At 51.0% G+C, this 18537-nt stretch carries 19 protein-coding genes; 3 read left to right on the top strand and 16 right to left on the bottom strand.

The genetic code is table 11. The features are described 5' to 3' along the window. Positions 1–23: 23 nt before the first annotated feature. Positions 24–1310, bottom strand: coding sequence for a kynureninase (gene kynU, locus EDM58_RS11310; protein WP_122913438.1), 1287 nt, complete (start codon positions 1308–1310; stop codon positions 24–26). Between the two features lie 181 nt (positions 1311–1491). Here kynU and EDM58_RS11305 point away from each other — a divergent pair, with 181 nt between their 5' ends. Beyond that, positions 1492–2109 carry a TetR/AcrR family transcriptional regulator gene (locus tag EDM58_RS11305; protein WP_183187485.1) on the top strand — a complete coding sequence of 206 codons (618 nt, stop codon included), beginning with the start codon at positions 1492–1494 and terminating at the stop codon, positions 2107–2109. 69 nt (positions 2110–2178) lie between these two features. On the opposite strand, the gene EDM58_RS11300 is transcribed toward EDM58_RS11305, so the two are convergent. Continuing rightward, positions 2179–2382 (bottom strand): hypothetical protein, encoded by a 204-nt coding sequence (locus tag EDM58_RS11300; RefSeq protein WP_122913437.1) that lies wholly within the window; start codon positions 2380–2382, stop codon positions 2179–2181. A gap of 189 nt (positions 2383–2571) precedes the next feature. On the opposite strand from EDM58_RS11300, the gene EDM58_RS11295 reads away from it, so the two are divergent. Next, the gene (locus EDM58_RS11295; protein ID WP_122913436.1) at positions 2572–3330 is read left to right on the top strand and encodes an SDR family NAD(P)-dependent oxidoreductase; all 759 of its coding nucleotides are present in this window, start codon (positions 2572–2574) and stop codon (positions 3328–3330) included. Positions 3331–3452: 122 nt separating this feature from the next. Here the strand turns inward: EDM58_RS11295 and EDM58_RS11290 are convergent, their stop codons facing one another. The 12 genes from EDM58_RS11290 to EDM58_RS11235 all read right to left on the bottom strand — a co-directional run bounded on the left by EDM58_RS11290 (position 3453) and on the right by EDM58_RS11235 (position 15912). Then, complete coding sequence (locus EDM58_RS11290; RefSeq protein WP_183187484.1) at positions 3453–5147, bottom strand: HAMP domain-containing methyl-accepting chemotaxis protein; 1695 nt, start codon at positions 5145–5147, stop codon at positions 3453–3455. 77 nt (positions 5148–5224) lie between these two features. Next, a complete protein-coding gene (locus tag EDM58_RS11285; RefSeq protein ID WP_122913434.1) occupies positions 5225–6937 on the bottom strand; it encodes a glycerol-3-phosphate dehydrogenase/oxidase in 1713 nt (570 codons plus the stop codon). Positions 6938–7083: 146 nt separating this feature from the next. After that, the gene (locus EDM58_RS11280; RefSeq protein ID WP_122913433.1) at positions 7084–7641 is read right to left on the bottom strand and encodes a glycerol-3-phosphate responsive antiterminator; all 558 of its coding nucleotides are present in this window, start codon (positions 7639–7641) and stop codon (positions 7084–7086) included. A gap of 50 nt (positions 7642–7691) precedes the next feature. Then, positions 7692–8462, bottom strand: a complete 771-nt coding sequence (locus EDM58_RS11275; RefSeq protein ID WP_122913432.1) for an HAD-IIA family hydrolase — start codon at positions 8460–8462, stop codon at positions 7692–7694. A gap of 37 nt (positions 8463–8499) precedes the next feature. Next, a complete protein-coding gene (locus EDM58_RS11270; RefSeq protein ID WP_122913431.1) occupies positions 8500–10209 on the bottom strand; it encodes an ABC transporter permease in 1710 nt (569 codons plus the stop codon). Then, positions 10206–11336 carry an ABC transporter ATP-binding protein gene (locus EDM58_RS11265; RefSeq protein WP_122913430.1) on the bottom strand — a complete coding sequence of 377 codons (1131 nt, stop codon included), beginning with the start codon at positions 11334–11336 and terminating at the stop codon, positions 10206–10208. The genes EDM58_RS11270 and EDM58_RS11265 overlap by 4 nt, the downstream gene beginning before the upstream one ends. A 14-nt stretch (positions 11337–11350) precedes the next feature. Further along, positions 11351–12424 carry an extracellular solute-binding protein gene (locus EDM58_RS11260; protein WP_122913429.1) on the bottom strand — a complete coding sequence of 358 codons (1074 nt, stop codon included), beginning with the start codon at positions 12422–12424 and terminating at the stop codon, positions 11351–11353. A 251-nt stretch (positions 12425–12675) separates the two neighbouring features. Then, entirely contained in the window at positions 12676–13224 is a 549-nt protein-coding gene (locus EDM58_RS11255) for a cucumopine synthase-related protein (RefSeq protein ID WP_122913428.1), read from the bottom strand. Beyond that, entirely contained in the window at positions 13221–13652 is a 432-nt protein-coding gene (locus tag EDM58_RS11250) for a hypothetical protein (RefSeq protein WP_122913427.1), read from the bottom strand. Before EDM58_RS11250 ends, EDM58_RS11255 begins: the two co-directional genes overlap by 4 nt. Positions 13653–13694: 42 nt before the next feature. Continuing rightward, entirely contained in the window at positions 13695–15197 is a 1503-nt protein-coding gene (locus EDM58_RS11245) for a sodium:solute symporter family protein (protein ID WP_122913426.1), read from the bottom strand. Positions 15198–15215: 18 nt separating this feature from the next. Further along, a complete protein-coding gene (locus EDM58_RS11240) occupies positions 15216–15494 on the bottom strand; it encodes a hypothetical protein (protein WP_122913425.1) in 279 nt (92 codons plus the stop codon). Between the two features lie 49 nt (positions 15495–15543). Further along, the gene (locus EDM58_RS11235; RefSeq protein WP_122913424.1) at positions 15544–15912 is read right to left on the bottom strand and encodes a hypothetical protein; all 369 of its coding nucleotides are present in this window, start codon (positions 15910–15912) and stop codon (positions 15544–15546) included. 256 nt (positions 15913–16168) lie between these two features. Here EDM58_RS11235 and EDM58_RS11230 point away from each other — a divergent pair, with 256 nt between their 5' ends. Further along, positions 16169–16810: a Crp/Fnr family transcriptional regulator gene (locus EDM58_RS11230; RefSeq protein ID WP_183187483.1), complete on the top strand. Its 642-nt coding sequence runs from the start codon at positions 16169–16171 to the stop codon at positions 16808–16810. On the opposite strand, the gene EDM58_RS11225 is transcribed toward EDM58_RS11230, so the two are convergent. Continuing rightward, positions 16798–17769, bottom strand: coding sequence for an NAD(P)-dependent oxidoreductase (locus EDM58_RS11225; protein WP_183187482.1), 972 nt, complete (start codon positions 17767–17769; stop codon positions 16798–16800). The two genes, EDM58_RS11230 and EDM58_RS11225, sit on opposite strands and share 13 nt — an antisense overlap. Then, positions 17769–18461, bottom strand: coding sequence for a DUF2306 domain-containing protein (locus tag EDM58_RS11220; RefSeq protein WP_122913421.1), 693 nt, complete (start codon positions 18459–18461; stop codon positions 17769–17771). The genes EDM58_RS11225 and EDM58_RS11220 overlap by 1 nt, the downstream gene beginning before the upstream one ends. Positions 18462–18537 lie beyond the last annotated feature (76 nt).

The following is an 18537-nucleotide window of genomic DNA, read 5'->3' as shown; positions in this document are numbered from 1 at the left end:
AATAACCTCCTCAGTAAGTGGGGTTAAGCAACGACTTCTCTGGTGTTTTTAAATTTTTTGTACTGCTCTTCCTCCATGATTTTCTTCAGAATTTGCACGGCATTCCAGACGTCCTCATACGAGTTGTACAGGGCCACCGGAGCCAAGCGAATGCCGTTTGGCGCGCGGAAGTCAGGGGTGACGCCATTTTCCTTGAGCGCTTTGCAGATGCGGATCGCCTCGTCATGCTCCAGGTAGACATGGCCGCCGCGACGCTCGTCTTCCAATGGATTGCCGATTGTAAAGCCCATTCCTTGCAGCTCATGGCCGATCAGATCCATCATATAGCGCGTGAGCTGGAGCGACTTTTCCCGAAGCCGGTCAATCCCCGCCTCCTCAAACAATTCCAGAGAGCCGATCAACGGCGCAATGCTGAGCAGATGCGGTGTTCCCATTTGATACGCACCAGCGTCTTCGGCCGGCGTCAATTGATGCTCCATGTCAAATTGTTTGTCCTTGCGGGAGCTGAACCATCCTGTCAGGCCGGGAAGACGATGAAAATGCTTCTTATTGATGTACAGGCTCGCTACCCCGCCTGGCCCTGCATTCAGATACTTGTAGTTGCACCACACTGCGAAATCAACATCCCACTCCGCGAATTCATGCGGTATCGCACCGACCGAATGACAGCAATCAAACCCGATCAGGATCCCGCGTTTGTGTGCCTCTTCTGTCAGGCGGCGCATATCGAGGATTTGCCCGCTGCGGTAATAGACGCTTGGCAAGACAATCAGCGCGATCTCATCTGTCATCGCGGCGATAATGTCTTCTTCCTCGATCAAGCGACCGTCGCGGCTTTTCACCCGTACCAGATGCTCCTGCGGATCGTAGCCTCTCAATCTCAGTTGGCTCTGCAGCACATAGATGTCAGAGGGAAAATTCAGCTCGTCGGCGAGAATTTTCGTTCTGTTTCCAGATGGCTGATAAAACGTCGCCACTACCTGATGCAGATTGGTCGTCGTCGAGCCTGTCACAATCACTTCTTCCGGGGAAGCGCCTACGAGCGGAGCCATCTTTTTCCCCAGGCGCTCAGACAGAAAAAACCAAGGCTCGTCTCCTTCTGTCCAGCCATTGATCCCGTGCTCCTTCCACGAATCCAGCAAGGCAAGCAAGGACTGTTCTGCCTTTTTGGAAAGCAGCCCAAGCGAGTTGCCATCCAGGTAGACGGCTCCTTCTTTCAGATAAAACTGACTGCGAAAAGAAGCCAGCTCATCCTGCTTGTCTCGCTCAATCGCCCATTCGCGTGAAGGATCCAAATGTTGTGCAGTCAAAAAATCATCCCTTTCTTCAAGTATTCATTTTCTGTATATTAAGAGTATTATATCAATGATTTCATGTCAATGACATCATGTCGGTGAATGTTTGTCTCGGTTTTCTGGCATTTCCTGTTTTTCTTGTGAGATAATAATGTATGAAAACACCGATTATTCCCGCAAAATGAAAGGAAAGCCTATGGATACGTCTCAAGAAAAAATGCCTGCTCGCAAGCGGCGCTCCCTCGAAACCAGAAAAAGGCTGTTGGAGGCCGGGCGAGCTCAATTTATCGAAAGCGGTTTTCAAAAAACGACGATCTCCCAGATCATTAAGAGGGCCAATACCGGCTATGGAACGGCTTATGTCCATTTCAACGGAAAAGACGATCTGCTCATCCAGGTCATGGAGGAGGTCATGATCCGGTTCTATGAGATTGCCGAGCTGCCCTTTACCCCGAAATCCAGAGAAGAAGCTTGTGTCATGATCGAAAAGCAGGCTGGACTGTTCCTCGAAATGGCGCATGAAGAACGCCAGATGATGCAGGTGATCGAGGAAGCCATCCGCTTGTCAGATCAGGTAAACCGCAAATGGAAGGAGATCCGCGCGCGATTTATCAAGGGCATCGAAGAGGATATTCGCTACTCTCAAACCAATGGTCTCGCCCGAACAGATGTGGACCCCTACCTCATCGCGCAGGGATGGTTCTTTGCCAATGAGATGTACCTGTGGGAAATCGTCAAAAACGAGGATGGCTATCCGGTGCAAGAAATTGCCCGCAATCTCACCGCGATGTATACGGGTGGGTTGTACACCTGATAGATGAAGTTATTCGAGCATAGATCCAGGAGCTGATGCCCTCGTATCGAGGAACACCAGCCCTGCTTGTTAGTGGTCTTGTTGTGACGAGCCATCTGCACCAAATAAATGTCTCAAGACGATGCGACTCATGTCTGTAGCGCGCTCAAATACAAAGGCAACTTGATCATCATGCGGCTGCAGATAGTAATTTGTATATCCGAGCAGCGCAAGCTCCTGACTAAGCCGCAGTGCATCTTTGACATTTACGAGAAAGTACAGATGCTTGGTCATAGTAATCACCTCCTTCCGCACCTAAAAGTAGCAGAAGGAACTTGGGACAAAAAACACTCCAATAAGGAAAAGCCCCCTCTTAGGGAACCTACGAAAACCAAATTGGGAATAAATATAATAATCGTGTGAAAACTACCCCTATAACACTGTGCATGGAAGAAAAACGAAACAGTTCGTAGGGGGTCTAAAATGTCCTTGAAAGATTTTGAAGGCCGAGTTGTTCTGATCACCGGTGGTGCAACCGGAATAGGACGTGCAACTGCACTAGCTTTTGCGAAACGTGGCGCTAAAGTAGTCATTGGGGACGTAAATGAACAAGCGAAAGAAACCGTAGAAATGATCAAACAAGAAGGTGCAGAGGCACTATTCAAGAAAACGGATGTAACCAGCTCATCCGATGTGAAAAGCTTGATTGATTTTACAGTAGAACAATTTGGTGGTCTAGATCATGCATTTAACAACGCTGGTGTACTGCCTCCTACAAAAGACTTTGCAGATATGACAGAAGAAGACTTTGATTTTGTGGTCAATGTAGATCTTAAAGGTGTTTTTTATGCGATGAAACATGAACTTGCCTACTTCACAACCAAAGGAAAAGGTACGATCGTAAACACAGCCTCCATCGCAGGCATTATAGCGGACCCCGGCATGGCACCCTATGTCGCGGCGAAGCATGGTGTCGTCGGGTTGACCAAGGCAGCAGGCATCGAGTATATTGCAAAAGGCATTCGTGTCAACGCCATTGCGCCAGGCTTAGTGGAAACGAATATGACAAAGGGCTGGCTCGAAGATGAGGAAATGAAAAAGGTGGTTACTGCCAATACGCCGATTGGCCGTCCTGCAAGACCGGAAGAAATCGCAGGCATGGTACTGTTCCTCTCTTCAGACGCGGCCTCCTATGCAGCGGGTCAAACCTTTGTCGTGGATGCTGGTCAAACGGCACATTAACGATCATCGGTCGAAAGGCACTCTTTCTTAAAAAGAGTCCCTTTTCCTTATCCGAGCAAGGAAAAGCCCGGAACACAAAACCGGCTCCAGGCTTCAACAAAATACCACTGCTATTGCTTCCCCTACATTCCTTTAAACCATCCCAGCGCTTTTCGCAACGCCTCCGCCTGCTGCTCCAAAGAACGGGTCGAAGCATTCACTTCCTCGCTTGCCCTCACCTGCATCTGTGTTGCTGACACGATCTTGTGCGTCTCGTCTGCTCCGCTTCTCACGACAGCGGCAGTCTGCGCGGCTGTGGCGGACAACTGCTCGACGCTCGCGGACAATTCCTCCGTGACCGCGGATACCTCCTGCACTTGACTGGAAATCCCCCCCATGCCATGTGTAATTTGCATAAAGGCTGATTCCGCATCCTTCATGATGTCTGCACCCTGGTGTACATCCTCTGCCATCGTGTTCATCGCTTGTACCGCCAGTGCGGCTTCCAGCTGGATATTCTGGATCAATACGGCGATCTGCTTGGCAAAATGATTGGATCTCTCCGCCAGATCGCGCACCTCATCCGCTACGACGGAAAAGCCCCTGCCATGCTCGCCTGCACGCGCAGCTTCGATTGCGGCGTTGAGAGCCAGCAAATTGGTCTGGGAGGAGATTTGCGTAATCATCTCCACGATCTGCTCGATTTGCTGTGAGCTGTCACCCAATTGCTGGATAGCCTTCGCCGATTCGTCCATGGTCTGCCGAATGGCGCCCATTTGCGAGCTTGCTTGCAGCAGCGCAGACATCCCCTGCTTTGCCTCCTGCTCTGCTGTCAGGGAAACCTCTGCCAGTGACGAGGTGGATTCTGCCACACGTCCGATCCCGAACGCCATCTCTTCCATCGCCCTGGCACTCTCCTGCGCGCTTGCAGCGGTTGCATCTGTCCCTGCGGATATTCCTTGAATCGAAGCAGCGATCTCGTTGCTGGCTGCGAGCGTATCTTTGGCGTGGCCGCTCAGCACAGCCGAAGAGCTGGCGACATGCCGGGCGGCTTCGTTGACCTGTACAGCGAACTGCTGCAGCTTGCCGCGCATGGCATTGACGTGGTTTGCCAATTCACCGATTTCGTCCCTGTTGCGGACCTTGAGATCTGCCTGCCCGAGCTCGCCTTGCGTGATCAGCTTGACCGAACCCGCGACCTGGATCAGGGGATTGCGGATATGACGCGTCAGAAGCACGGAGAGCAGCATGCTGATCAAAAGCGCGACTGCCATGCTGATCAAGGTTTCCCGTCTCCCCGTCTCATGCAAGGCCGCAGCTTGCACAGTAGCATTGGCAGCCCCTTCCTCGCTCAGGCGGACGAGGTTGGTCAAATATCCGTCCATGACCTGAAACATCGTGTCAGCTTCCCGCATGACATCATTGAGCGAAATCGTACCGGACTGACCAACCATTTCTTCATAGGAGGTCAGGTAGTTCGCCCAGGCCGATTTCAAAGAATGAAAATACTTCTCCTCGTCAGCAGTGAGGGGCGCCTGCTCGTAACGGGCGAACTGTTCCTCGACCTGCCCCAGTGTTTGCTGTGCCTGCTCATGGATGAAGAGCTGCTTTCTCTCATCCGTGGTCCCTGCGTATTGGAGCTGCAGCGCAAAAAAATGCTTGGTTAAGTATTTGACATGCATGATTGCCGTCATCTTGGGAATCCAGTTTTCGTTAATTTCCTCTGCCTTGCTGTTGATTTGTTCCTCCGTGCGCAGCCCCATCCAGCCCAATCCGGCCATGAGCAGCAGCATGCAAAGAAAACCCGCAAACAATTTGGTGCCAACTGTCTGCTTCATCCTGAACGCCTCCTCCATTCCATCTGAAAAAGGAGAAAAAGAACCTGACGATATCGGGTGCTTTTTCTCCTGGATGTTTACAATGCTTTTCTTGTCGCTTGCTGTTGTGAGGCTTGGGCGATCTCATCCTCGTTTTGCGGCAGCTGGTAGATCGTTTCCAGCAGATGGCTGACAGCAGCGCGTTCACGCTCACGATCTGCCTCGCTCCAGCCCAGTTTCTCACCCATCAGGCGTATGACCGTATCTGCTTTGGCGTCGGCCTTTTTAACCTGGAAATAGGTCCAGCCTGTACGCAGGCGCAGGAAGTCGGCTGCCGATGCAGTCATCTCTTCTTCGATCGCGTAAGACAATTGGGCATCGAGCAATTCTTCCTCTGTCCGCTTCTGCCCCGCCGCCACTTCACTCAACCGCTCATAGATTCGCAAGGTATTGGTGCCGTACGTATCGATCCATTCCTGAGCAGTTGCGGCGTCCACTCCTTTGGCAGTCCCTTTTGCCAAAAGCTCTTTCTTACAAGCCTCGTAATCGGTGTGTCCCAAGCGCTCGCCGCCGCTGACCACGATCTGATCGGTCTCGCATGCGCCGAATTGGCGTCCCGATTGTTTGGAGAGGTCTCCCGCTACGAGGTCGACCACTTTTTCCGCCATTTTACGGAAACCGGTCAGCTTGCCGCCTGCAATCGTAATCAATCCGGAATCGGAGATAAAGATCTCATCCTTACGCGACAGCTCGGATGGCCCTTTTCCTTCCTCGTAGATGAGCGGGCGCAATCCGGCCCAGTGGGAGACGACGTCCTTTTCCTCCAGCTTCACTTCAGGGAACATGGCGTTCACGGCGCGCAGGAGATAGTCGCGGTCTTCCTTGGTCGTGCGCGGCTGGTCGATATCCAGTTGGTAGCTGGTATCGGTAGTGCCGATATACGTGATGTTGCCGCGCGGAATCACGAAGACCATCCGGCCGTCCGGCGTGTCAAAATAGGCAGATTGCGTGACAGGCAGCTTTTCCTTCTCTACGACCAGGTGAACGCCTTTGGTCAGATAGAGGCGTTTGCCTTTCAAGGAATTGTCCAGCTTGCGCACACCGTCTACCCATGGTCCTGCCGCGTTGACGATTTTCTTCGCGTAGATGTCATAGGTTTTTCCCGTGTTGCGATCCGTCACCTTGACGCCGACAGCTTGGCTGCCGCGATAGATGAATTCCGTCATTTTCGCGTAGTTGACGATCTTGGCTCCTTGCTGCCACGCCGTTTTCATAATGTCCAGAGTCAGGCGGGCATCATCTGTCCGATACTCGTAGTAGTACCCGGCACCCTTTAAGCCGTCCTTTTTCAACAATGGCTCATGCCGCAGGGCTTCCTCTCTGCTGAGCATTTTCCGTCGTTCTTTTCGTTCTACCCCTGCCAGCCAATCATAGACGTACAAGCCTACCGAGGACGCCAGGTAGCCGTACGTTCCGCCTTTGTAGATCGGCAAAAGCATCGGAGCTGCAATCACCAGATGCGGTGCATTTTTGTACAAAATCGCACGCTCGCGTCCGACTTCCTGCACCAGCTTGACATCTCCCTGCTTCAGATAGCGCAAGCCGCCGTGAATCAGCTTCGTCGACCGGCTGCTGGTCCCCGATCCGAAGTCATTCTTCTCCAGCAGCCCGACGCGAACCCCGCGCAGGCTCGCATCGAGTGCGATCCCTGCTCCTGTGATTCCTCCGCCAATGACAAGCAGGTCCAACTCCTTTTCCGCCATGTCAGCCAGGATCGCTGTTCGATTCTTTGCTGAAAAATTTCTGTCCATCTCCGCTCTCCCTTTCTTTCAAACCTGCTAATTTTTTCCAATAAGAAAAACCCCCAAAGGAAAAGAGCAACTTGTGCATATGCAAGTCGCAGCTTCTCCAAAGGGGGTTCTCCTGTTCTCTTCCCTGTTGAAAACACGCTATGGAATTAATACCACAATTCACTTGTCCCGACAGACACAGCCAGCGCTCCGGCTGCCAACGCATCATTGATCTCTTTTTTGGTGTCGATCAATCCTCCGGCAATGATTGGCAGAGGTGTCAGGTTCGTCATCTCCTGAATGACACGGGGCATCACGCCTGGCATGACCTCGACCGCATCCGGCAAGGATTGTTCAATCACCTTGATCCCTTTGACCACAGCATTGCGATCGATGAGAAAAATCCGTTGGATGGCCATCAGATTCATCTCTTTCGCTACGCGGATCAAATTGCTGCGGGTGGAGATGATCCCCGTCGGTTCAATATTTTTGGCGACGTAGGCAACCCCGCTTTTATCCGCTGCAATGCCTTCGATAAACTCCATATGCAAGAATACATGCTTCCCGGCCGCCTTGACGCGATCCACCAATTCCTTGATGTTGAAAATCGAGCCAGTGAGCAGAAAGATGATATTCACTTCACTTTCGAGCGCAGGCTCCAGAAGCTGCTCTTCTTGCACTGCGGCAATAGTCTGGCATTCCACCAGGTCGACGATCGGGTACATTCCCTAACCTCCGTTGCTTTGAGATCCCGATACCATTATAGCACGGCTGGTTAGAGGTTCACGATTTCTTTAATGCTATTCAGCACATAGCGGGGACGATATTCGCTTTTTTCGGCCATCTCGGCGGTGCTGATACCCGTCAGAACCAGTACAGAGTTCATCCCGGTATCATTGCCCATCTTGATGTCCGTCTCCAGGCGATCTCCTACCATGTAGCATGCGGAGTAATCCAGCCCGAGATGCTCTACGGCCGCCTCTGCAGCGATCGGGGAAGGCTTGCCTACCACCAGATCGATCGGTTGCCCAGTCGCGCCCTCCAAAGCGCCGATCAAAGCGCCAGTGTCCGGAATCTGCCCATCCTCGAGCGGGCAGGTGCGATCCGGATTGGAGGCGATCACAACCGCTCCGCGAATCGCTGCCTGATAGAGATCGTTGAGACGGTCATACGTAAAGTTGCGGTCCCAGGAGAGCACAACGTACTGCACATCCAGCGGATTCTCGCTCATCGTGATCCCGTGCTCGCGCAGTTCATCGCGGATCGGCTCCTCCCCGATAACAAGCACCTTGTCTGTTGGCTTGCATACTTTTTGCAGATAACGGGCGACGATCAGAGATGAATTGAGCACGTCATCCAGACTGGTCGGAATCCCCATCTTCGTCAGTTTATGTGCGTACGATTGCCGGGTCGCAATCGGCTTGTTGGAGAGAAAGACCACCTTGTCTCCTCTGTCGCGCAAGGCCTGGATCGCCTCTACTGCGCCATCGATCAGCTTGTCGCCGAGGTATACCGTGCCATCCAGATCAAAAATAAATCCCTTCATGCTGACTCACTCCTGTCCTATCCAATCCGTCATCCTATTAATAAAGCTGATCCTTCGTGATTTTCTTGGCGATCGCCTGAAGAATGATCACAATCACGATAATCAAGATCGCCATCGCACACGCCGTATAATATTCGCCGCGCAGCAGGTTCTGGAAGACCGCCAAGCTCATCGGCGCCCAGTCTGTCGGAGCCAGAAGAATCGAAATACTCGTCTCTTTAATGACTGTGACGAAGACCAGAATCGCACCAGCCGCAATACCCGGCACCATCAGCGGCCCAATGACCGTAAGCGCAGCAATGAGCGTGGATGCGCCCAGACTGATAGCCGCTTCTTCAATATCCTTGCGTATCGCCATCATCGAGCTCATCGTCGAACGGATCATATACGGCATCCGGCGAATCGTATAGGCGATGATCAGCAAAATCGCCGTCCCTGTCAGGTGGATCGGAGCTGTGTTAAACGTCTGGATCAGCGCGATCCCCAGGGCAATCCCTGGAACGATCAGCGGAATCGAGGAAACGAAATCAAGTCCCCCGGAACCACGGCGCACGACAAAGTAAGAAACAAAGGTAGAGATGATCACGCTAAGCACCAGCGTACCTCCGGCCAGCACCATACTGTTCCAGATGTTTTTGCCGGAAATGCTGAAAATCGTTTTGTAGTGATCCAGGGTATACCCGTCTGGCAGCGCATGGTGTCCCCAGGTCGTTGCGATGGACGAGAGAAATACCGAACCCATTGCCAGAATCGGAACGAACGTGATCAGGAATGTGTAGATCGTCAAACCGACCAGCGTTCCTTTGTGGTCGTTCAGCTTTTGTTTGGTTGGCTTTCCGGAGATGGTTCCGTACTCTCTGCCTTTGATCACCAGACGCTGCAGCCAGAAGAAGAAGGCTGCGACAAGCAGCATGATCACCGTCAGGACCGCAGAGCCCGCCCAGTTAAAGAATCCCGCAATCTCGCGGTAGGACTCAACCACGATCAGGTTCAAGTCTTTGGGTGCCAGAATGATCGGCGTACCGAAGTCGGAGAAGCTGACCGTAAAGATCAGAAGCATGCTGGAGACAATGCCCGGTACTGCGAGCGGCAGTGTTACGCGCAAAAACGTGTACCAGCTTTTTGCCCCGAGGTTTTGCGAAGCTTCTTCCAACGTGACATCGCTAATTTTAAAGGCAGCTACCATTGGCCACAGTGCATAAGGGAAGAAGAAAAAGACCTGTACCAACACAATGCCCAGCATGGACTGCACATCAAACAAGACACCTTCTCCACCGAAGCTATGGTAGAGCTGCGTCACCCAGCCTGTTTTCCCGAACATCAGGACGAAGGCGTGGGACGAAATAAACGTCGGCATGATCAAGGGAATGGTGCACAACGCCGCAAAGAAAGGCTTAAACGGCATTTTCGTACGAGCAAACGCATACGCGATCGGCAGCACGACCAGGGTGACAACTACAGCTACCCCTGTCCCCAGCTTCAAGCTGTTCATCAATGCCGCAAAATAGCTGTTCCCCTCGCTGAAAATCGAGGTATAGGCCTCTACCGAGATGTTGGACAGCTTTTCTATTGTCGAATTGAAGATCTTTTGGCTGGTAAAGCTGCCAAAAATATTAATCGGTTGGCCCGTAAAGCTGACGAGCAGAATCGAAAAGAGCGGAACCAGCAAAAAGACAAAGAAGAAAAGATAAATCAGCCATTTGAGAACCGACAATCCATTTAATTGACCGAGGAAACGTTTCATCATAACGCCACCACGCGATTCGGATCGATTTGCAGTTTCACCGCTGTTCCTGATGGCAAGATTGGACTGCCCGCTTCAAACACCGTATCTACCTCAAAGCGCAATTCGCCAACCTTGACATCGTAGCGGATCGTCGGGCCCAGGTAAGTGGATAGTTCAATCGTTCCATCCAAGATGTTCTCCTCGTTGGCTGCTACTTCCCCAGCAAACAGACGAATGCTTTCAGGACGAATAATAATTTCAACGTCCTTTTTGCTTGTCGGGTACGTGGAGCGGAGCTGTTGATTTTGTCCGACCTGAATCACGGTCTCTCCAGCCTCATTCACACCTTTGACAGTGCCATTGAAGATGTTGGACGAGCCTACGAAGTCCGCTACAAACTTGGTAGCAGGATTGCTGTACAGCGCTGTCGGCGTATCGACCTGCACCAGACGTCCGCCATGCATGACGGCAACACGGTCTGCCATGCTCATTGCTTCTTCCTGGTCGTGCGTGACGAAAATGGTTGTGATGCCTACTTTTTGCTGGATCTGACGAATCGTGACGCGCATGACGTTGCGCAGCTTTTTATCCAGGTTGGAGAGCGGTTCGTCCATCAGCAGAACAGCAGGCTCCATGACCAGCGCGCGCGCCAATGCCACACGCTGCTGTTGACCCCCGGACAATTGACCCGGCAAGCGATCAGCCAGATGGCCCAGCTCGACAAAATCGAGGGCATCGCGTACCTTTTGCTCGGTGACGCGGTCTACCTTCCCCAGTTTTCGGTTCAGCATATGCGCCAAGGTGGAGATCTTTGCTCCGAGTCCGCCTTCGTAAAAGCGGCGAATATTCAGACTGTACGCGACATTCTCAAATACGTTGAGATGTGGAAAGAGCGCGTAGCTTTGAAAGACCATTCCGCAGTTGCGCTGGTTGGCCGGAACCAGGTTCACATTGCGATCCCCGATGTAGATATTGCCGGAAGTTGGTGTCTCAAATCCTGCAACACATCTCATCGTTGTCGTTTTCCCGCAGCCGGAAGGACCCAAGAGGGCGAAGAACTCGCCCTCCCGAATCTCCAGGTTGACATCTTCCAAAGCGGTGTTTCCGTTATATTGTTTGTTCAAGTGCTCAATCTTCACCGATCCCATGGAAGATCCCCCTCTTATTGGAATTTTTGACGCCATTCGTTACGTACGCGGTCATAGTTTTGTACAACCCAATCCACATCCAGCTCTTGCGCGTGTGGAATCACTTTTTCCAGCGTCAGCGGAGTTTTGGATTCTACGTCTTTGGAGATTGGAATATGGTACCAGTCAGCCAGTGTTTGCTGTCCTTCTTTGGAGAGCAGGTAATCGATCAGTGCTTTACCGCCTTCTGGGTTTGGACCACCCTCAACCAGCGACACAGGGTTTACGATGATAGGTGTTTTCTCAGGCACTATGAAGTCAACCTTCTCGCCTTTTGCCTTGTTTTCATAAGCCATGAAGTCAAAGCCGATACCGATCAGAGCTTCCCCTTTTGCTACGGCTTTTGTAGGCGCAGAACCGGAGTCAGGGATTGCGCTCATTTGGTCAACCAGCTTTTCGAAGTACTTCCAGCCTTCTTCATCGCCTTTTTCCATCAACTGGCTAAGTACGAGGAGCGTAGCTGTACCCGATGCTGCCGGGTTTGGCATTTGAATTTTGCCTTTCCATTTTGGATCGAGGAGATCGTCCCATGTTTTTGGCAAATCTTCCGGCTTCACCAGCTCGGTATTGTAGACGAAGCCCAGTACGAATACTTCAGCGCCGATCCATTTCCAATCTTTGTCGCGAATCTTGATGCCGTCTTGTACTTCCGGCCAATCCTTGATTGCTTCTGGTGTATAAGATGTAATGATGCCTTTATCCTTCGCAGACTCGAAAGGAAGGAATCCGCCGCCTCCGTACCAGATGTCAGCCATCGGGTTGTCTTTTTCCGCGATCATCCGGTTAACCAGTACGTTGGTACCTGCATATTGCACGTTAACCGAAGAACCTGGGTTCAGCTTTTCAAAGGCTTGTCCCATCTGTTTGGTCATATCAGGTGTTTCTGGAGAGTAAAAAGCAATTGCGCCCAGCTCTTTCTTCGCGTCGCCACCCTCGCTGCCGCCTGTATTGGAAGGCGCAGAACCCTCGGAGGAAGAGCAACCAGACAAGACAACAGATGTCAGGAGAGCTGCTGTCGCCAAACCATGAAACCACTTTCTTTTTTGCATTTTTTGGACCCCTCTCTATTTTTTGTTCTTTTTCGCCAATCGACAATATTCTGGCAAAGCGCTCGATTCAGACAGAAAAAGGAAAAAACCCCTACACAAACATAAACACACTTCTCCCCTAGGGAATGTGTTTACGGGTAAGGGTTTTCTCCATGTTCTCCGCCTAACCGTATGTGAAGCACTTTTTGTCGATTAACAGGTTATCTATAGCGAATTATAGGGATAGTCTCCATTATTGTCAATGAAAACACTTACATTTTTTTAAATAAATCGTCCTTTGGGTGGTTGCGCTCCAAATTCTCGCTGATCTCCCGGTAGGTTTCCGGCGTCTGCTGCTTGAAAAACTGGGAGACTCCCCAGGGAAAAATTTGGTGCAGCCACATCTGATAACGATTCGTATAAGTGAACATCGATTTCGTTGCTCGGGCAAAGTCTTCTTTGCTTTCCATGTCATCAATCAGCTCATGATAGCGGCTTAGATACCGACCGTATCTGGCAAGTCCAAAATAGCTGATCACCCCTACGTCGATTTTCAGCATTCGTTTTGCCATGATCTGCAAATGCTTCAGATCAAACTCCGAGTCTTGGCTAAGCGCCAGCAAATCCGCAAAGATATGAATGCCCAATGCTCTCATTTCTCCACCGAGCATTACCAGAACGGAATAATACTGCCCGTATATGCCTGCTCCTGACGGAAGATAGCCTTTTTTCAGGGCATAAATATCCTCAGGTTCGTTCACCCAAATCTCATCGATCTCTTTTTCCAGCTCATAAATGAATTTTTCTGTCTTCCGGTTCATCGCTCATCACCGCCTGCCAATCGGACGTGGACAGATAGGTAGTGATCATCAAACAACAGATTGTGCCAAACCTTCTCGCCAATCACTTGTATCTTGTCCAGATCCTCATCCACGATTTGAGCCAGAGGCACAGCAGGCACCGGCTCAGTCATCGGTCCGTAGTTCATGGCCAGATATTGAAAATCCAATTCGATATTTACTCTGCCGACCGGTTGTTGATCCATCGGCTCCTCCTGATACGCGACCTCGCTGACCAGCCGATAGGGTAAGTACATCTGTTTGCCGGCGACAACCGCATGGCTTTGTATGCTCGAAAACGGCAGCGTTTTCTTGAACTCCTCGCATAACTCCGGATTCATCTCCGATAGAAGTGTTGCTCTGACTGTACAATCGAAGTCAGGCCAACAAATTTCAATTCGTGTACTCATCGAATACCTCCATTCCTCGGGATCCCTATCTCTTGACTGACGCTAGGACGACTGTTTCAACAGCAGCTTGGCTTCATTCGAATCCAGGAACCCGTGGAACTTGCGAATGACTTCAGCCGGCTGCGGCCGGGTGCACAAGCTGACGACGACGAAGACGACAGCGTTGAAGAGCAAAGCCCATAATCCAGGCATCATATCGAGCAAGTCGATTTTCCCAAGGGTAAACCAGACCATCACCGCTGTGCCCACAACAAAGCCTGATAATGCCCCTGCTTTCGTGGCTCTCGGCCAGAACAAAGCCCCGAACAGCATCGGAAACAGTTGAGCCATTCCACCCGTAGCCAAAGCAATCAGCATCGCCAGAAGCGGCGGTTTTTCGATAGAAGCATAGAAAGAGAACAGAAAAATCACGACAATCGCGATGCGGCCCACGGAAACCAAGCGTTGATCGCTGGCATCCTTTTTGATCGTCTGATAGACATCTCTCGTAATCAAGGCACTGGCTGCATGCAATTGGGAATTCGCTGTAGACAGGACGGCCGCCAATCCCCCTGCGCAGACAATCGCGGCAAAGACCAAGGGCGTGTATTCGTACAGGAACCTCGGCAGGATTTCGTCAGGGAACTCGATACCTGGAAACACTGCCTTCGTTCCCAGACCAAACCAAATGTAGGAGATATAGATCCAGATCAGATACAGGGGAGATAGAACCGCTACCCACTTCAGAACTTTAATCGAGCCTGCGGAGAACATTCTCATGATGACATGGGGAGCAGCCACGCTGAGTCCGATCGTGATGATTACGGTCCAGGAAAACGCCATCGGCAGGGAGAAGTATCCGGCATCCCCCGGCAAGAGCAATTGGTTCGGCGTTTTTTCAGCAACAGTCAGCCAGGTCTGGGTAGGACCGCCATAAAGGACATCCGTCAAGTACCAGCAACCGGCAACCATTGCGACAAACATGAAGATGCCCATGAAGATATCTGTCCAAGCAACGGAGCGCATCCCGCCCAAATAGACAAAAATGAGTACGACAATCCCTGAGATCAAAGCACCCCAGACATACGGAACAGCTCCCAGCGTAGCGAATTCCGTGATCCACCCCGCCCCTGCCAATTGAAGCTGGATGTAAGGAATGACAAAGGCTGCCAGCACGATGCCTGTCAACACCTTCAGAAACTTGCTTTGATAGAAGGCATCCAGCAAATCGCCGGGGGTCATGAAGTCGTATTTCTTGCCCAAAAGCCATACCCTGCTTCCTACCAGATAAAGCAAGATACCGCCCAATGTTTGCGTATAGGGGCCAATCGCCCAATAACTCATCCCGTGCGCGTACAAAAAGCCACCCGTGCCTAAAAATGCGGATGCGCTATGGTAGGTCGCCGTGTATGTAAAAAACAGTGCGGCAAAACCAAGGGTCCTGCTGGCGACAAAAAAGTCGCTGGCGTTGTTGTCCAGCTTCTTGGCCCAACCAAAAAGCCCAATCGCTAAGACAATAAAGGTAAACAAGGCCAGGATAATGGTCGATGTAATGGCTGGCGACATGTGTGTTTTCCCCCTTTTCTACACCCATAGCTTTCGGGCTGCATAGATTCCGGCAACTAACATCACGTGAACCCAAAAGGTTAACCATACATAGGTAAAGGGCATCCCGAACAGAAACGGATAAGCCGTATTCGCCCAAATCAATCCCGGATAAACCATGAGAAATGAAATGATGACAATAACCGTCAACGTCCAGCCCAGCTTCGTTCTCGGCAAAATGTACGTATGCTTTTTGATCAACCTCATCGCTTCTTCCTGATCATCAACAACCGTTTTTGCAGAAGTTTCCAGCTCCATCCTCTTCCCTCCTTATAAAGTCCGAAAAGCAATGGTTCGCCCGCTAGGATCATTCCTCCAACAAGAAGAATTTGCGCCCGATGATCGCCTCCAATCGAAAGTACCTGTCCAATTCACTGTCTCGAATGGCATGAGTCATCGCAGATACGGTGTCAAAATCAGGCACATCGTAGAGAAAGCATGCATGCCAGCCTAATGCAGAAGCTCTGCCAGCACTAAACACATCGGCATCCAAGGTACCGAGAAGAGTGGAACCATTCGCTTTCCAGCTTTCCAGCACGGCATTCAGCTTGGGGATAATCGCCTCATGCTTCTCCTGTTTTGTCGTTTGATACCACCCGCTGGTAGCTTCGAACAGAAACATCACTCGCAATGGTTTTGTGATTTTTGGCACTAACACATCTACTTGGTCACTCATCTGCTCAACCTCCTTATTTTTGAATATTCAGATAAAAAGACAAATACCTTAGTCCTGGACGCCGTATTGTTGTATGCGCACCCAATTATCTTTGTGCTATAATTAATAATATTCAAACCATTCAATCAGTTCAGTTAAAAGTGCTACAAACATGACCCCTTTTAGAAAAATAGTAGAGGTGACATACATGAGGGATTCCAGGCACACTTCGTCATCTACAAGCTCATTTAACCATTCGCCCTGGCAGTTAAATCATATGGATGTCTGGGAGGCGCTATTTGAAGGCGCTCCTGTCAAAACACTTCGCAAAAATACGGTTGTCTTTCATCAAGGAGATCCTTTGCAATCTATCTATTTTGTGAGACGAGGCAGGGTACGGTCTTCCCTCTTTGATGAAGACGGACAGGAGATGACGATATTAATATTTACCGAAGGCACCATTTTTGGTGAGGTATCAGCTATTGAACAAAGTCCTTATCAAGTGACGACCACTACGAATACAGCCTGTACATTGGCCTATCTACCCGTTGCGGTGTTTCTGGAAAAAGTCGAGCAAAGTCCTTCCCTCACTCGCCAGCTGAATCGCAGTTTGACCCAAAAAATAATAAGGCTAGCCTCTCATATCAAGGACATAGCCTTATTAAACTCTGATGAAAGAGTCGTTGCTTATTTGTTGAAATTGGCAGATACCTTCGGAGTAGAAACAAAACTGGGTTTAAAAATCGCCATTCCCTTTACCCATCAGGAAATGGCGGATCTCATCGCCACTTCGCGGGTAACGGTCTCGAAAGTAATGAGTCTGCTGGATAAAGAAGGCATCTTGCAGAGAATAGAGGGTTATCTCTATATCAAAGACAAGGAGTCATTGCTCCAGTGGTGCGCTTCTCAAGAACGCTGATGGAGTTCATACCATTTGATCAGGGCCTGCGTGCCGCTGTTTTCCTCTCCCTCTGCCGCCATTTCATCATAGAGAGATTTCGCCAGCTCCAGGCCGGGCGTCAGAAGCCCCATCTCTTTGGCTGATTCCAGCGCAATGCTCATATCCTTGATCATATGCTTGATATAAAAGCCAGGAGCGTAATTGCCGGCGATCATGCGCGGTGCCAGATTGTTCAGGGACCAGCTGCCGGCAGCCCCCGCACCGATGCTGTCCAGCACGCGTGACGGATCAAGCCCGGCTTTTTTTGCATAGGAGATCGCTTCACACACCCCGATCATATTGCTTGCGATCGTAATCTGGTTGCACATCTTGGTGTGTTGGCCTGCACCAGGACCGCCTTGCAAAATGACGTTGGTCCCCATGATTCGCAGCAGCGGAGCCATCTCATCGAAGGCTTCCTGATCCCCGCCTACCATAATCGTCAGCTTCGCATCGCGCGCTCCAATATCACCGCCGGATACAGGAGCATCGAGCGAGTGCAGCGAATGCTTTTTCGCTTCCTCGTAAATGCGCTGCGCCAGGGACGGCTTCGAGGTCGTCATATCGATCAGATACGTCCCGGGTTTGGCGTGCGCGATGACTCCCTGCTCGCCCAGGTAGACCTCCTCGACATCATGCGGGTAGCCGACCATCGTGATAATGACGTCTGCTTCGCTCGCGAGATCTGCTACCCGCTCCTTCCATACGGCCCCTTGAGAAAGCAGCTCCTCTGCCTTTTCCTTGCTGCGCGTATACACCAGCACCGGATATCCCGCGCTTATAAAATGGGAGGCCATGCTTTTTCCCATCACGCCTGTCCCGACGAATCCGATTACGCGTTTTTCTGTGTTTTTTGCCATGATCGCCCACTCCTCGCCGAATTCACTTTGATTCCTTCCACTAGTACTTCTGGAAACAGAGACGAAAGTCCTTTCCATCACGCACTTTTGGAAGCAGAAAACTTCTTCCTGTAATAGACGGAGAACCCGATGATGACAGGTACGAGAATGATGGAAGGCATGAACCACACCACGATGGATACGGAATCAACCTCCAGCAGTCGCGGAGCGCCGAATAAGGTAAAGGCGGTTACGGTGGCGATGCAGCATCCGAGCATCCCGCCCAAATGCTCAAACCACCAGTGCATGCGACGGTTGGGCGGCCGCAGCCAATACGCCAGTTGAGTCGCCCCCAGGAATATTCCAATGAAAGGGAAATAACTCAACAGCGGAAAATCAATCAGAAAACCGTAGGCCGAAATCGCTACCCCCGAGATGAGCAGCAAAGCGGAGACGAACAGATCGGCTAATTGGCGATGAGCCGCTACGCGCTTTTTGAAGCGCAGCACACGGATGCCGTGCCAGGCGGAAGCCGAGCTTAACAGAGAGATGAAGATGAGAAACCAGGCGAACGCCGTACTGTCGGCTGTGCGATCCGGATCAAAGCCGATTCGCCAAACTCCCATGTACAAAGCGGATAGCGCCACCACCCCCATCGATACTACATACACCCAGCCTACGCGGTTATGGGTTTTGCCCCCTTTTTTGGTCACCACAGGAATCCAAAAGACAAGAAGAGCAGCAAAACCGGCAATGATGTGCACAATCTTAAAGAAGGAAAATAAGAACATGACCAGCTTCCTTTCCACCCATGTTGGCCGTTGCAGCTACACCCGACAACGCCACTATAGGGATTATACAGAAAAA

It is taken from the genome of Brevibacillus panacihumi (genome assembly GCF_003710985.1).
Taxonomy (GTDB): Bacteria; Bacillota; Bacilli; order Brevibacillales; family Brevibacillaceae; genus Brevibacillus; species Brevibacillus panacihumi.
The sequence above is the reverse complement of the archived record's forward strand: the minus strand, read 5'-3'. Positions and strand labels throughout refer to the sequence as shown.

Coding starts and splice junctions, on each gene's coding strand:
- EDM58_RS11305 (WP_183187485.1), top strand. CDS start 1,492: ATGGATACGTCTCAAGAAAAAATGCCTGCTCGCAAGCGGCGCTCCCTC.
- EDM58_RS11300 (WP_122913437.1), bottom strand. CDS start 2,382: ATGACCAAGCATCTGTACTTTCTCGTAAATGTCAAAGATGCACTGCGG.
- EDM58_RS11295 (WP_122913436.1), top strand. CDS start 2,572: ATGTCCTTGAAAGATTTTGAAGGCCGAGTTGTTCTGATCACCGGTGGT.
- EDM58_RS11290 (WP_183187484.1), bottom strand. CDS start 5,147: ATGAAGCAGACAGTTGGCACCAAATTGTTTGCGGGTTTTCTTTGCATG.
- EDM58_RS11285 (WP_122913434.1), bottom strand. CDS start 6,937: ATGGACAGAAATTTTTCAGCAAAGAATCGAACAGCGATCCTGGCTGAC.
- EDM58_RS11280 (WP_122913433.1), bottom strand. CDS start 7,641: ATGTACCCGATCGTCGACCTGGTGGAATGCCAGACTATTGCCGCAGTG.
- EDM58_RS11275 (WP_122913432.1), bottom strand. CDS start 8,462: ATGAAGGGATTTATTTTTGATCTGGATGGCACGGTATACCTCGGCGAC.
- EDM58_RS11270 (WP_122913431.1), bottom strand. CDS start 10,209: ATGATGAAACGTTTCCTCGGTCAATTAAATGGATTGTCGGTTCTCAAA.
- EDM58_RS11265 (WP_122913430.1), bottom strand. CDS start 11,336: ATGGGATCGGTGAAGATTGAGCACTTGAACAAACAATATAACGGAAAC.
- EDM58_RS11260 (WP_122913429.1), bottom strand. CDS start 12,424: ATGCAAAAAAGAAAGTGGTTTCATGGTTTGGCGACAGCAGCTCTCCTG.
- EDM58_RS11255 (WP_122913428.1), bottom strand. CDS start 13,224: ATGAACCGGAAGACAGAAAAATTCATTTATGAGCTGGAAAAAGAGATC.
- EDM58_RS11250 (WP_122913427.1), bottom strand. CDS start 13,652: ATGAGTACACGAATTGAAATTTGTTGGCCTGACTTCGATTGTACAGTC.
- EDM58_RS11245 (WP_122913426.1), bottom strand. CDS start 15,197: ATGTCGCCAGCCATTACATCGACCATTATCCTGGCCTTGTTTACCTTT.
- EDM58_RS11240 (WP_122913425.1), bottom strand. CDS start 15,494: ATGGAGCTGGAAACTTCTGCAAAAACGGTTGTTGATGATCAGGAAGAA.
- EDM58_RS11235 (WP_122913424.1), bottom strand. CDS start 15,912: ATGAGTGACCAAGTAGATGTGTTAGTGCCAAAAATCACAAAACCATTG.
- EDM58_RS11230 (WP_183187483.1), top strand. CDS start 16,169: ATGGATGTCTGGGAGGCGCTATTTGAAGGCGCTCCTGTCAAAACACTT.
- EDM58_RS11225 (WP_183187482.1), bottom strand. CDS start 17,769: ATGGAAAGGACTTTCGTCTCTGTTTCCAGAAGTACTAGTGGAAGGAAT.
- EDM58_RS11220 (WP_122913421.1), bottom strand. CDS start 18,461: ATGTTCTTATTTTCCTTCTTTAAGATTGTGCACATCATTGCCGGTTTT.